The organism is Nostoc sp. (genome assembly GCF_054880495.1).
The window spans coordinates 65,427-78,531 of record NZ_JBTYKD010000094.1 but is presented as its reverse complement, the minus strand read 5'-3'; the positions used below and the strand labels follow the sequence as shown (position 1 = coordinate 78,531).

At 42.8% G+C, this 13,105-nt stretch carries 13 protein-coding genes and 2 pseudogenes; 9 read left to right on the top strand and 6 right to left on the bottom strand.

What is annotated here, in order from left to right:
* The first annotated feature begins 8 nt into the window (after positions 1–8).
* From ACYTXL_RS10735 to ACYTXL_RS10725, 3 genes are all read left to right on the top strand, one after another.
* Entirely contained in the window at positions 9–1,130 is a 1,122-nt protein-coding gene (locus ACYTXL_RS10735; protein WP_461924713.1) for a glycosyltransferase, read from the top strand.
* Positions 1,131–1,234: 104 nt separating this feature from the next.
* A complete protein-coding gene (locus ACYTXL_RS10730; RefSeq protein ID WP_461924712.1) occupies positions 1,235–1,528 on the top strand; it encodes a hypothetical protein in 294 nt (97 codons plus the stop codon).
* Positions 1,501–2,292 carry a GMC family oxidoreductase gene (locus ACYTXL_RS10725; RefSeq protein WP_461924711.1) on the top strand — a complete coding sequence of 264 codons (792 nt, stop codon included), beginning with the start codon at positions 1,501–1,503 and terminating at the stop codon, positions 2,290–2,292. Before ACYTXL_RS10730 ends, ACYTXL_RS10725 begins: the two co-directional genes overlap by 28 nt.
* A 266-nt stretch (positions 2,293–2,558) precedes the next feature.
* Here ACYTXL_RS10725 and ACYTXL_RS10720 read toward each other — a convergent pair.
* A pseudogene (locus tag ACYTXL_RS10720) lies at positions 2,559–2,879 on the bottom strand (SDR family NAD(P)-dependent oxidoreductase); the annotation flags it as partial.
* 60 nt (positions 2,880–2,939) lie between these two features.
* On the opposite strand from ACYTXL_RS10720, the gene ACYTXL_RS10715 reads away from it, so the two are divergent.
* Positions 2,940–3,062, top strand: a complete 123-nt coding sequence (locus ACYTXL_RS10715; RefSeq protein ID WP_461924710.1) for a hypothetical protein — start codon at positions 2,940–2,942, stop codon at positions 3,060–3,062.
* A gap of 150 nt (positions 3,063–3,212) precedes the next feature.
* On the opposite strand, the gene ACYTXL_RS10710 is transcribed toward ACYTXL_RS10715, so the two are convergent.
* From ACYTXL_RS10710 to ACYTXL_RS10700, 3 genes are all read right to left on the bottom strand, one after another.
* Positions 3,213–3,635 (bottom strand): hypothetical protein, encoded by a 423-nt coding sequence (locus tag ACYTXL_RS10710; RefSeq protein WP_461924709.1) that lies wholly within the window; start codon positions 3,633–3,635, stop codon positions 3,213–3,215.
* A gap of 178 nt (positions 3,636–3,813) precedes the next feature.
* A complete protein-coding gene (locus ACYTXL_RS10705; RefSeq protein ID WP_461924708.1) occupies positions 3,814–4,353 on the bottom strand; it encodes a DOMON-like domain-containing protein in 540 nt (179 codons plus the stop codon).
* Positions 4,350–5,510 (bottom strand): phosphotransferase enzyme family protein, encoded by a 1,161-nt coding sequence (locus tag ACYTXL_RS10700; protein WP_461924707.1) that lies wholly within the window; start codon positions 5,508–5,510, stop codon positions 4,350–4,352. Before ACYTXL_RS10700 ends, ACYTXL_RS10705 begins: the two co-directional genes overlap by 4 nt.
* A gap of 1,125 nt (positions 5,511–6,635) precedes the next feature.
* Here ACYTXL_RS10700 and ACYTXL_RS10695 point away from each other — a divergent pair.
* Positions 6,636–7,634, top strand: coding sequence for an aldo/keto reductase (locus ACYTXL_RS10695; RefSeq protein ID WP_461924706.1), 999 nt, complete (start codon positions 6,636–6,638; stop codon positions 7,632–7,634).
* A gap of 12 nt (positions 7,635–7,646) precedes the next feature.
* The gene (locus ACYTXL_RS10690; RefSeq protein WP_461924705.1) at positions 7,647–8,231 is read left to right on the top strand and encodes a TetR family transcriptional regulator; all 585 of its coding nucleotides are present in this window, start codon (positions 7,647–7,649) and stop codon (positions 8,229–8,231) included.
* Positions 8,232–8,241: 10 nt separating this feature from the next.
* On the opposite strand, the gene ACYTXL_RS10685 is transcribed toward ACYTXL_RS10690, so the two are convergent.
* Both ACYTXL_RS10685 and ACYTXL_RS10680 read right to left on the bottom strand, forming a co-directional pair.
* On the bottom strand, positions 8,242–9,681 hold the full coding sequence (locus tag ACYTXL_RS10685) for an MlaD family protein (protein WP_461924704.1): 1,440 nt from the start codon (positions 9,679–9,681) through the stop codon (positions 8,242–8,244).
* Positions 9,682–9,782: 101 nt separating this feature from the next.
* Positions 9,783–10,565 carry an ABC transporter ATP-binding protein gene (locus ACYTXL_RS10680; protein WP_461924703.1) on the bottom strand — a complete coding sequence of 261 codons (783 nt, stop codon included), beginning with the start codon at positions 10,563–10,565 and terminating at the stop codon, positions 9,783–9,785.
* A gap of 581 nt (positions 10,566–11,146) precedes the next feature.
* Here ACYTXL_RS10680 and ACYTXL_RS10675 point away from each other — a divergent pair.
* The 3 genes and pseudogenes from ACYTXL_RS10675 (at position 11,147) to ACYTXL_RS10665 (ending at position 12,925) form a co-directional block, all read left to right on the top strand.
* Positions 11,147–12,193 carry a threonine aldolase family protein gene (locus ACYTXL_RS10675; RefSeq protein WP_461924751.1) on the top strand — a complete coding sequence of 349 codons (1,047 nt, stop codon included), beginning with the start codon at positions 11,147–11,149 and terminating at the stop codon, positions 12,191–12,193.
* A gap of 36 nt (positions 12,194–12,229) precedes the next feature.
* Positions 12,230–12,333 (top strand): annotated as a pseudogene (locus tag ACYTXL_RS10670) (glucose-1-dehydrogenase); the annotation flags it as partial.
* 13 nt (positions 12,334–12,346) lie between these two features.
* The gene (locus ACYTXL_RS10665; protein ID WP_461924750.1) at positions 12,347–12,925 is read left to right on the top strand and encodes an NADPH-dependent FMN reductase; all 579 of its coding nucleotides are present in this window, start codon (positions 12,347–12,349) and stop codon (positions 12,923–12,925) included.
* Positions 12,926–13,105 lie beyond the last annotated feature (180 nt).

Sequence of the window (13,105 nt, the reverse complement as noted above, 5' to 3'; positions counted from 1 at the left end):
TATAGATTATGAAAGTAATTATTGTCATGCCACTAGCCGAGCAACGAGGTGGTGGTGAAATGATGCTTTGGGATTTGGTGCAGCAGGGACGTAATGCCAGTATCGAGTGGCTGGTGATATTTTTAGAAGACGGCCCGATGGTAGAACAAGTAAAGTCCCTCGGTATTGATGCGCGAGTTGTGGAAAGTGGACGTTTACGCCAAATCCACCGTTTTATTGGCGCTGTTTTTCGGATAGCTGCGATCGCCCGCCGCGAACGTGCAGATATAATTGTCAATTGGATGTGGATCACGCATATATCTGGAGGTTTGGCGGCGATGTTGGCGGGGTTGCCTGCTGTGTGGTATCAACTAGAAGTACCTAGTGACAAAACTTGGTTGGTGCGAATCGCAACTTTAATCCCAGCGCGGGCGATTATCACCCTCTCTCAAGATGGCAAGCAAGCACAGGCAGAGATTTGGCCTCATAGACCAACACCTTTGGTTTATCCTGGTGTCGCACTAGACCGATTTGAGCCTGATGCTTTGCCTTCTCCTGAAGAAGCACGGCGGAAGTTGGGCTTACCTTTACACGGGCCGTTGATTGGAATTGTTGGGCGATTGCAACGATGGAAAGGAATGCACGTATTGGTGCAAGCAATGCCCAAAATTTTACAGAAGTATCCCGATGCTCATTGTGTAGTGGTTGGCGGTAAACACGATTTGGAACCGGATTATGAGGACTTCTTGAAAGCAGAAATCGCCGCATTAGGTTTGAAAGACCAAGTAATTATGGCTGGGTTACAGCGTAATATCCCTGAGTGGGTGCAGGCGATGGATGTGTTTGTTCATGCCTCAAATAAAGAACCGTTTGGGATTGTGATTATTGAGGCAATGGCGCTGGGTAAAGCTGTAATTGCTGGTAGTGCAGGCGGCCCGACAGAGATTATTACGGATGGCATGAATGGACTATTAACACCTTACGGCGATGGAGATAAATTAGCGATCGCAATTCTCCGCTATCTTGACGAGCAAGAATTTGCCCAGAGTGCGGGAATGGCTGCTAGGCAACGCGCCCTGGATTTCTCAACGCAGAATTATGCCCAAAATTTTATTAGTGCAATTCGTTCTGCGATACCAAGCGTTTCATAGGCTGAATGAAACGGTAAACTTCTTGCCAACGCGATATTTTCACCAATGAATATCGCTACCAAATTAATCAATCTCCTAATATCACGATATTCCTCAACGCCAACGTGGTAGAAATTGAGGTAGACGAAACAGCCCAGACAGTGAAACGTGTACAAGTAGCTTGTTTATCTAGTAATAAATTTTCAGTTGTTGCAAAAATATTTATTTTAGCCACAGGTGGTATTGAGAATACACGTTTATTGTTGCTATCAAACCGAATTCAAAAGAATGGGTTAGGTAATCAACATGATTTAGTGGGTAGGTTCTTTATGGATCATCCTTTTATCCGTTGTGGTATGCTTGTTCCGGAAATCGCAAAATCTTCAATTCGATGGCTTTGTATGACTTACGCCCGGTGAATAATGTCACAGTGATGGGAAAATTTGCCCTGACGGAAGAAGTTATGCGCCGCGATAAATTACTAAATATGACTGCGTTGTTATATCCCAGAGATGAAAGGTTTAGATCGGCAGCAAAGGCTTCTGCAAAAATTTTGTTCTCTTCAATTCGACAAGGGCAGTTACCTAAGAATGTTTTTCAACATTTGCAAAATGTAATTATGAATATTGATGATTTAGTAGTTGATTGGTATAAGTATAATGTCAAAAAAGAATATTTGTTCCCTGATTTGAGTCATGGAGGATGGTCAGACCATGAAGGTAATGAACAGAAATATACAAAGTTTGAAGTTCTCAGCCAAACTGAACAAACCCCAAATCCAGATAATCGGGTCACACTCAGTAATCAACTAGATAAACTTGGTTGTCCTCAAGCAAAATTAACTAATCATTGGAGCGAAATAGATATTTGTAGTGTGAAGCGATCGCAGCTAGTATTTGCAGAAGAGTTTGCTAGTGCAGGTCTGCGTGAGTTGCAGATTGAATTGGATGGAGATCGTCCAGTTGCTTCTCTTAGTACCCATCATAATATGGAAACAACACGTATGCATGATGACCCAAAACAAGGAGTAGTAGATGCAAATTCTCAAGTTCACGGCATCTCTAATTTATTCATCACAGGTAGCTCTGTTTTCCCTACAGGAGGTTATGCTAATCCGACGCTGACCATTGTCGCTTTGGCAATTCGACTGGCAGACCATCTGAAAGCGGAATTGTGTCACTAAGTACAACTTTGCATAAAATTATCACGGTTTTAAACGTAGTGATCGCTTGAATCAATAGTTATGTATTTTTCTGCCCTCAACTATTAGTAACCATCTCAAAACCTGATCGCTACCTTGCCAAAAAGTCTGCAAGGATTTATCTCAAACCCTTGTAAAAACTTGATTGCAAATTTTCGGACAGGTCTATTTCTTCTTCCTTTTTGAATGCTTGATCTGCTAGGAATGCTAATGCTAATGTAGCAGCGATCGCACCCCACTGGAGAAGCTTCCGGTGTTGTGTTATCGAAAGTGGCAAAGATGCCGATAGCGGCGACATGTACCCATGTATCGAGTCGCCCGTACACTTCCACAGTTTTATCGGCGATCGCCTTAACTTGCTCAAATACTTCCACATCAGCTACGTAAAAAGTTGCCTCACCGCCAAAGCCGCGAATCTCCTCCACTAAAGACTTTAGCTTCGATTCACTCCGAGCCGAGACTACTACTTTTGCCCCGCGTCTAGCAAACTCAAGAGCTGTGATTCGTCCGATACCACTGGAGGCTCCAACCACCGAAACGACCTGCTGATTGATTGGCTTTAATTGCATAAATGTTACTCCTCAAAAGAAATTAGGGATTGGAGATTAAAACAATTCTTTCCAACAGTGGTGCTGTTTAAGGGAGCCATAACAGCCAGTGCAGGTTACAATTTTTACAACTCAGATAGGATTGCGATCGCTGTTGCTCAACAGTTAAATAACATAATTCAATTTCAGATAGTAGACACGTAATGTTCTTACTTAATAGAATATAACCAAAAAACCTAATCTAAAACCCCCATACCTTAAAGGTATAGGGGTTATTTCAGCTTGCGTAGAAGTGGACAAAGGAAAGGTAAACTTGTATTTCATCCAATTAGATAGCCATAGGAAAAGCTGTACTTATACAGGATAATTTATTCCGGTTAATATCCCCAATTGTGAACTAACAGCGCTTATGTAATCTTTATCGTTTAAAAACTGTATTGGTAGCCTGTGAGCATTGATAGCAGCCTTGACTAAACTTTCCGGAGTAATATTTCCGCGCTGTACTTCAAAAATAAAACTCCCTGCACTAGGAACTCCTTGCTGCTTGAAACCACCTTGGTAAGCAAAATTAACAAGATTAAAGGGTTGAATGTAGTTGATATTGGTGGAATTACTGCCTAATGCATCAGCATTAACTGCTGTGTTTATTGATTTCTCACTAGTTTCATTAGCACTCATATAGTTTTTATTTGTGGCTGTTTGAGCGCTAGCAATGCCAGATGTGAGGGTAAGAGAGGCAATGATAACTGTAGAATTTATCAATGTTGTTAATTTCATAACGTACTCCTTAACTATAGGAAAGTAGAATCAATAAGTTCTACTAATAATTTTCCCTTAATTATAAAAAATAAACTCATACAATTGGCTCACCCAAATGGTTGAATTGTTTCTCATCCAAATGCGTGACTTGTTTACTGCCTTCTCGTTCTGCTATACTCGTAGCATTAGCCACATCTCACAACTTAAGAATAAAACTATCCCGAAAATGAAAGTCAGGCTCCGCGCCTTGATGAGTTAAAGCCCAGTAAGTCACCTCACCATTTCTGTCTTTAATAACGGTAGTAATGCCAACTTCAATAGCTTGGTTTTCCGAGAGAATTTTATCCAAATCGACATTCAACACAAGTGCTAAACTGTCGGCTTGATTCTGGAGACTAAACGGAAGTATTGTAAAGCCTGTTTCCTCTTGCATTCCTTGACGGTATCCATCAAAGCGATAAATATTCCAGTGTCCGGCGGGGGAGAGGTTAAACTCCCAATACCGTAGAGAATCTTTGATCCCAACGAAGAACTCAAAGCAAGTGTCTTTCCACAATTCATGCTTGCGTGAGCCTGTATTTGATGGTGGAGCTATTGCAATTTCTTTGAAATCGCCTTCAAGCATATAGCGAATGACAAGTTTTTTACCATTTCGAGCAATATTACCTGCAATTTTCAAATTAGGCAGGGATTTTGTCAAAGAAAAGGGTTGCAGAGAAAATGTCTGCTCGTTCATTTCATGTCTTTAATAATATTACGAATCTGCGTTTCTTGAGATTCAATACTTTCGGTAAGGTTAAACTGGACGATCGCTCTTACCAAGTTATGTTCTGGGTGCTTGACTTTAAAGTAGATATTCCCTGCTAAATAATCAGCAAAAAATCTCAGTCCTAATTCAAAGCTGATCAGACGGATGGCATCATATATATATGCATAGTCATTCTCAGTCAGAAACGCCTTTGCCACAGAGAGATAACCTTTTAGAATTCCCTGACACAAATCAGTATCGAAATAAACACTGTCCCAATTCTCGGTTTCTTCACCAGCCGGATTGCAACCCGATCGCAAGCAATCACCAATATCGTAATGTACCAGACCGGGTTTAACAGTGTCGAGGTCTATGACGCTGACGGCTTGCTGGGTAACAGTGTCAAACATAACGTTATTGATTTTTGGATCGCCGTGCATCAAACGCAGGGGTAGTTTGCCTTCAGCTTTGGCATTTTCTAGGATATGTGCAAAGCTTTGGCGATCGCTAACTAACTGTAAGCAATAATTAACTTCAGCAGATTGACGCGCCCTAGTTTTCGCCAATACTTCCTCGTAATGCTGGAGATAAAGCGGTGTAATATGGAACCCTTCAAGGGTGTCGGCGAGTTTTTCTGATGGCAAATCGCTGATCAGATTGTGGAACATCCCCAAGGCATAACCGATTTCTTTCGCCTGGGTGCGATCGCGCATCCTATCAAAAGACTGGGAACCTTCAATAAAGCTAATCGCCCGCCAAAAGCAGCCGTCTACATCTCTCCAGTGGTCTTGAGCATCCTTGGTTAATAGTACGCGTGGTACTTCCCAGCGACGACTCAGGGGGGTGTGCTGTAACCGTTTATGAACATGCTCGGTCAAGGTACGCATATTCTGCATAATCAGTTGTGGCTGACGAAACACCTGCCTATTGATGCGTTGCAGGACAAAATGTTGTTCTTCTGAGGAATCTAGAGTTACTAAGAAGGTGTCATTGATATTACCACTTCCAAATGCTTTAACGTCTGTAACCTTTCCCCATTCGGCGAATTGGTTAGCGATGGCTGCGCCCGCCGTTCGCAAAGCGTCTCGAAGAGAAGGCATCGCAACTAGATTTTCTGCCCCCTGTGTATTTAATTCTTCTGTCATGTTTGTGTTTGACCTCCTCACGTATATTGCACAAAGGCAATAGCGGATATCCTAGCGTAAGTGTCAAGATAATTCATAATTCGTAAATAAATATCACCTAACTGATTGTGATAAATGTAGTTTTTGAACACAGTTATAAATTTTTACCAGAAATTACGGTATGAATGGTATTTAGAGTAACTAGGATTTCTATCAAGTTCGCTTAAATTTGCTCATAATCAAGACTTATACTGTTTGACTTTAATTATGATACAAATACCTTGCTAGGGGCACGGCAATGCCCTGCCCCTACTTCCAAGATGTTAATATTTCCAGAGATGTTATCTGTTGTGATGGAAATTTGATTTGGAATACTATCATGCCCGATAGAACGATCGAAAAAGGTCCATATATTGGTAGCTTCCCCGGTCGTTGAAGTTTTAATGCATCAAGCATTTTGCAGAAAGTTAGTGGCTTCACCAGTACTAATGGAGCCGAAATACCTGCCTTCGATCCTGAAAGCGATCGCCTGTTTGTCATTGCTGACAGTATAAGTAAGTAGGTGAGAATAAATCAAAGTAGATTAAGTAATGTAAAAAATCTTGAGATGAGTTTGTAGTGTTCGCGTAGCGCGATGCCCTGAGCTTGCCGTACTCCGCAGGAGTTGCAAGCTACGCGCAGTGCGATGCCCTGAGCTTGCCGTTCGCGCAGCGTCTCGTAGAGAAGGGTCTCGTAGAAAGGGCTACCCTGCGGGAACGCTTTGCGAACAGCCCTCAAATTAGGACTAAAGTCCTTACTACAAACCTTGAATTATTCACGCCGCTCTATTTAAGACCTCTTGCAAAAGTCCCTAACACCCCACCCCCAGCCCCTAAGAGCAGGCTCTTAGGGGAGAATTTGACGTAAGTCAAAGGCGGGGTGGGGTTCTTATTTTTGATTTATGCAAGAGGTCTTTAGTTGAAATTTATAGTGTCAATAATACAGGTGCACTGACCTTGGCTGGTTGTTTAATAACCGGATTTATCCCCCCGGAGGAACATAAGCCATTCCCAACAGGGTTGCAAGTATTGAATGACAAATATTGATTTTTGTCAGTTGTTAGTTGTCAGACTATGATAGTTTTATCACCACAGGGGAGAAGTTACTATGTTGTCGCGTCAACTGGGAAAAAACGGTTTAACAATATCGGCAGTTGGGCTTGGCTGTATGGGCATGTCTGATGTTTATGGCCTAGCCGATCGCAAAGAAAGTATTGCAACGATTCATGCAGCGCTTGATGCAGGCATTACCTTACTGGATACAGGCGACTTTTACGGCATGGGGCACAATGAACTGCTGCTACACGAAGCCCTCGCAGGACGGCGGCGGGAAGATATTTTCATTGCTGTTAAATTCGGGGCGCTGCGATCGCCTGATGGCAACTTTATTGGCTTCGATGGTCGTCCTGAAGCCGTGAAGACTTCACTTGCCTATACATTGAAACGACTGGGAACCGATTACATCGACCTTTACCAGCCAGCCCGGCTCGATCCGAGGGTGCCCATTGAAGACACCGTTGGGGCGATTAGCGAAATGGTGAAAGCTGGATATGTTCGCCAGATTGGTTTATCTGAAGTGGGTGCAAAGACAATTCGACGTGCTCATGCGATTCATCCGATCACCTGCCTTCAGATCGAATATTCGCTCCTGACTCGTGGCATTGAGGATGACATCCTCCCGACTGTGCGGGAATTGGGCATTGCTGTCACCGCTTATGGAGTACTCTCACGGGGGTTGTTGAGCGGTCACTGGTCGAAAGAACGCTCTGAGCAAGCGCAAGACTTTCGAGGAAATCTGCCCCGCTTCTCTGGAGAGAATCTAGATCACAATTTGTTGCTAGTCGAAGCCCTTCGCCTGATTGCCCAAGAACAGAATGCGACAGTTGCTCAAGTGGCAATTGCTTGGGTGCTGTCGCGGGGGAACGACATTGTACCGTTGATTGGAGCGCGGCGGCGCGATCGCTTGAATGAAGCGCTGGGTGCGCTGGATCTGCATTTAAACGAGGATGATCTCACTCGGATTGAGGCAGCAGTGCCACTGAATGCCGTGGCTGGCGATCGCTATCATCCAGAGCAAATGGCGATGTTGGATAGTGAAAAAAGGTAAAATACCCGTAGCATGAATGATTCAGCTTTAACACCAGAGCGGATTCTGGACGCGGCGGAAGAGGTTTTGCGTCGTTACGGTCTGGCAAAGGCAACTGTCGTGGATGTGGCTCGCTTTTTAGAGGTGAGCCACGGGACGATTTATCGGCATTTTCCCAGCAAGGTTGCTCTGCGCGATGCAGTAGCAGAACGCTGGCTGCATCGGGTTTCCACACCATTAGCAGCGATCGCTCAAGAGCAGGGTTCCGCCGTTGAACGTTTGCACCGATGGTTTGAGCAACTGATCACTCTCAAACGGCAAAAAGTCCTGGATGATCCAGAATTGTTTGCCACCTATTGTGCGATCGCTCAAGAGGCGCGAGGGGTAGTTCAAGCTCACATTGCTGAACTGGTAAGGCAAGTTGCTGCGATCGTTGAGAGCGGTATTTCCAGTAACGAGTTTCGGGTAACAGATCCGCAGGTAGCGGCGAAGGCAGTCTTTCAAGCGACAGTTCGATTTCACCATCCAGCCCACGCATCCGAATGGAGTGATCCAGACATCGACACGGACTTTGCCCAAGTATGGCGCTTGGTACTTGCTGGTCTTGTGGTGGGTTAAGCTGCATTGCCTATTTCCCCGTCTTCAGTTGCTCCCGTTGCTTACCATATTGCCGCAGCTGCTTCAAGAGGTCTTCTTGGGATGAATTCGGGATAGACTCACTGGGGGTTGGTTGAACATTGGTATCGGCAGTTTCAAAATTAGCAGGTGAGGGATTCATTGTATAGACGGGTAGGGACTTGTCATTAGACATCGCCTCTGGGGTTGGTGCGGAGGCAGGAATTAGATTATTTGGTTTGCTCACAGCAGCTTTTACCGAATCGAGAGTACTAGCAACTTGCACTTGTTGCTGCATCTGTTGAGTAGAAGATACTAAATGACTTAGACCATTCACCAATTGCAGCAGATTTTTGCGGAAAGTTGGATCACCTGTCAATTCATCCAAATCAGATGTAATTTTTTGGGTATTTTCAAACGTTACTCGTGCTGAATCTAAAGTTTGTTGCAGCAGCACCACATTCTTTGGATCATTTAAGGTTTTAGAAGCATCGCGTAAATTAGCTGAAGCTTGGGCTGCATTTGCTGAAAGAGTTTCTAAATTGTTGAGTAATTTTCCTTGAGTCAATCGATTGACAGATGGTGATAAGCTACTGACTGTAACACGCAGTTGGTTGCTAGTTTCGGTGATATTGTTCAAAGCACCAACCAGCGCCGAACGATTTGTTGTCAACAGATTATCCACGTTGTTCAGCAAACGATTTGCTTGAGTTGCAGTTGCACCGAATTTATCTATAGTTTGAGTCGCAGATGCATTAAGTTGGTTTGTCGCCCGTTGCACTGAATTAGCCGTAGCTGAAAATGTATTCAGTTGTTCTCGCAAGCTTTTGGTTAAACCTCGGAGATCGTGACTTAGCTCAGTAAAACTGGATGCTGCGCCTGTAGTTGCTTCCAGAACCCCATTCACATTTCTATAAAATTTTGGGTCATTATATGCAGTGGCTAGGTCAGTTGAACTGCGAATTAGTTCATCAACACTGATGCCAACCTGACCTTTTAACCGAGAGCCATTACAGACTATGAGACTGGAATTACAATTTTTATCTAGGGGTTTAGCAAGCACAAGCCCAGCAGGTAAAGTTGCTTTTGGTGTGATGTCGATAATACTTTCGCTAATTAATCCGCTTTGATTAGCTTCCACCAATACATTCCGGGGGATAATTAGGTCAGTTTTGGCAATTTCAATCTCTACATCAATGGCATTTGGCCCTGGTCGAACCTGGGAAATAGTTCCTACCTTAAAGCCACGATAGCGCACTGCTGCTCCCTTTTGCATTCCGCCAGCGTTAGCAAATTCTATAATCGCTTTGTATGAACGCCCAGCAGCAGTAAATCTATTTAACCAGAGAAAGAGTAATCCAAATACCCCAAGTCCTAGCAGGAGTAATAACCCCACAGAACCTTCTCTAAATGTTCGCCCAGACGCGAAGCTGCTTGTCATAAGACCTCGCATTTTTTTACCACTACCAACAACCAATTATGAGTTATGAGTTATGAATTATGAGTCGAATTTAACTCCTCACTCCTCATTCTTAACTCCTCACTTTTAAGTTTCTAGCCCCCGACTTTAATCGGTCCTTCCACACTTCCACTGATAAATTGTCTGATCAACGGATTTTCTGTGTTATGTATTTCACTAACTGTACCCTGCCACTGCACTTTACCTTCATAGAGAAATATAAGTCTATCAGCTGTACGACGGGCAGTGCTGGCTTGGTGGGTAACAACGGCATAGGTACTACAAGTTCCATGTGAACTTTGCAAATAACGGATTAAATCTTCGATTACTGTTGAGGCAATGGGATCAAGTCCGGCTGTCGGTTCGTCGTATAGTAGAACTTCTGCGCCTTCTGTGGGGCTATCGGGGTTAGACATAATCGCACGGGCAAAACTTACCCGCTTTCGCATTCCCCCCGAAAGTTCGGCTGGGTAGAGGTCGCCTATTCCTGGTAAACCTACCATCTGCAATTTTTCTTTTACCAAATCTCGGATGCGCGATCGCGGTAGCTTTGAATTTTGATAAAGTAAAAATCCCACATTCTCCTCCACCGTCAGCGAATCAAATAGCGCCGCCTGCTGAAACACCATGCCAATGCCAACCTGCTGGACACCATCCTCAATCAAACCGTCTCGCCGCACTCCTTGCACATAAATTTCTCCTTCATCGGGACTAAGTAACCCCGCCATTACCCGTAAAATTGTTGATTTACCAGTCCCTGATGGACCAATAATCCCCACTGCTTCTCCCCGGTAAATGGTCAAGTCTACATTATCTAGAACTTTATGGCTACCAAAGGACTTAGAAACACCTTTCAGTTCAATCAATGGTTCAGTCATTAGTTATTAATCATTAGTCATTGGTGAGCCAGTGCCTTGGGCGGGTTCCCCAATTTATACCCCTACAAGAGTGATGTCATAGTTATTGTATTGGTAGGGCATTGTCTGGTACATTATAAGTATATGATTAGCAAACTTTATTTTTTTAGCATAATATTTAGTTTTTTGCGATGTTTAACGTCCCCAAATCCCCTCAACCCAAAGCTGACGAAGACACCCTAGTAATTTAACGTCTCAGTAACGAGAAACTAAAACTCTAGTTTTCTGTGGACATCAGCAAGGTTATTTAATAGTATAAATATACTATTATTGCTATAACTACTCAGAGAAAAGCTACGACAATGAAAACTAATTAACAGGTTGATGCAATATCTAGCAATTCTATTTGATTTGTGAAAATCAAAAGGTTGAGATTTCCGAACTTAATATAAGTCGGAAATGTTGTTGTTCACCAATGATTAAGTACAGCTAGAGAAACATTTAGTTTACTATCCAAAATTCTTGTAATTAGGAGAGTTGGCAAGTGGCAAAATTATTCACTAATATTGTAAAAATTACTGAGAGAAATCAACCTAGAGATGATGAATAGTAACTCAGAGCAGTTTGCAAGTGATAATTCCTCTGGTATTTGTCCCGAAGCGCTGGAATATATGATTAGGGCAAATCAAGGTAGTGTTCCAGCCTATGGAAATGATCAATGGACTCAAAAAGCTACAGATTATTTTCGGAAACTCTTTGAAATTGATTGTGAAGTATTTTTTACCTTTAACGGTACAGCCGCAAATTCTTTATCTTTAGCTGCCCTTTGTCAGTCATATCACAGCGTCATTTGTCATGAAACATCTCACATAGAAACAGATGAATGTGGCGCACCTGAATTTGCATCTAATGGTTCTAAACTGTTACTTGCTCCAGGTAAAAATGGCAAGTTAACATCAGAGGCGATAGAGTCAATTGTCACTAAACGTACTGACATTCATTATCCCAAATCTAAAGTTATTAGCGTCACACAATCAACGGAATTAGGAACTTTATATTCTATTGAAGAACTTCTGAAAATTAAAGAAGTTGCGAAAAAGTATAACTTAAAGATTCACATGGATGGCGCTCGGTTTGCAAATGCAGTTGCCGCGATGAATAAAAGCCCTGCTGAAATTACTTGGAAAACGGGAGTGGACGTATTGTGCTTTTGTGGTACAAAAAATGGAATGGCATTAGGTGAAGCCATTCTTTTCTTCAACAAAGAACTAGCAGAGGATTTTGATTATCGATGCAAGCAAGCCGGTCAGCTAGCCTCAAAAATGCGATTTATTTCTGCTCCCTGGTTGGGTTTATTGGAAACTGGTGCTTGGCTAAAAAATGCCAGACATGCCAATCAATGTGCTGAATACTTAGAAAATCAACTATTAAACATAGAAGGTGTTGACTTGATGTTTCCTAGAGAAGCCAACGCCGTATTTGTAAAACTACCAGAACAAGTCATTCACGCCTTAAAAGCAAAGAATTGGCAGTTTTATACATTTATTGGTGTGGGAGGAGTACGTTTTATGTGTTCTTGGAACACAACAAAATCAAGGATTGATGAATTGATTAGTGATATTAAAAATGCAACTAGTGACAAAAATTAAAGTATGAGAAACCTAAAATAGTGAAACTGCATAATATTAGTGGCGTTTCTGGCATCTTCTAATGGTGACTACATTACAGACAGGTAGGTAGCACTTTCTTTGTGGATGGTGGGCTACTTTGGAATTATCAGGAGCAGTAGCGAGAAAAAAACTATGTCAGATTCATCCTTATTTATTCCAGTGATTCTTGGCACTCCCCGTCAAGGCCGCCAAAGTGAATACGTTGCTAAATTTATTGTGGAGCAGGTTGCAGCAGACGATCGCCTAGAAACCGAACTAATCGATATTAGAAATATTGCGATCGCTACAGATGATGCCGGAGAATCACTCAAAGACCCTCAATTTTCTGCAACTATTGAGCGAGCAGATGGATTAATTATCGTTACACCAGAGTATAATCACGGTTATCCGGGTTTGCTCAAACACGTCCTTGATACCTGCCTCAAAGAATACATTCATAAAGCCGTTGGACTATGTGGCGTTTCAGCAGGCAGCTTTGGTGGCACAAGGGTAATCCAAAACCTCTTACCTGTGATGCGGGAGTTGGGGCTAATAACTATTTTTTATGACCTCAACTTTAGCAACGTTCAGAAACTATTTGATGAGTCGGGCAATTTAATTGATAAACCAACCTACATTCGTCGTATGGAAAGGTTCATGGACGAGTTAGTTTGGATGTCAAGTGTTCTGAAATATGGGCGGCGAGAAGTCAGCCAAAAGAAGAAAGATTAATATCCATGCTCATAAACCCTGTCCAGATGGGTGCTGATGCGATGCATACGGTTCTGAAAGTTAGTGAGAATGCCCAGAATGGTCAAGTGGAAGCCACCCCAGTTAGGAGAGTTTTGATGTAAAAACGCTTAAATGCTCTAGCTGCTTCTGGAATTAGGGACTTCCAAGAAGATGATCACG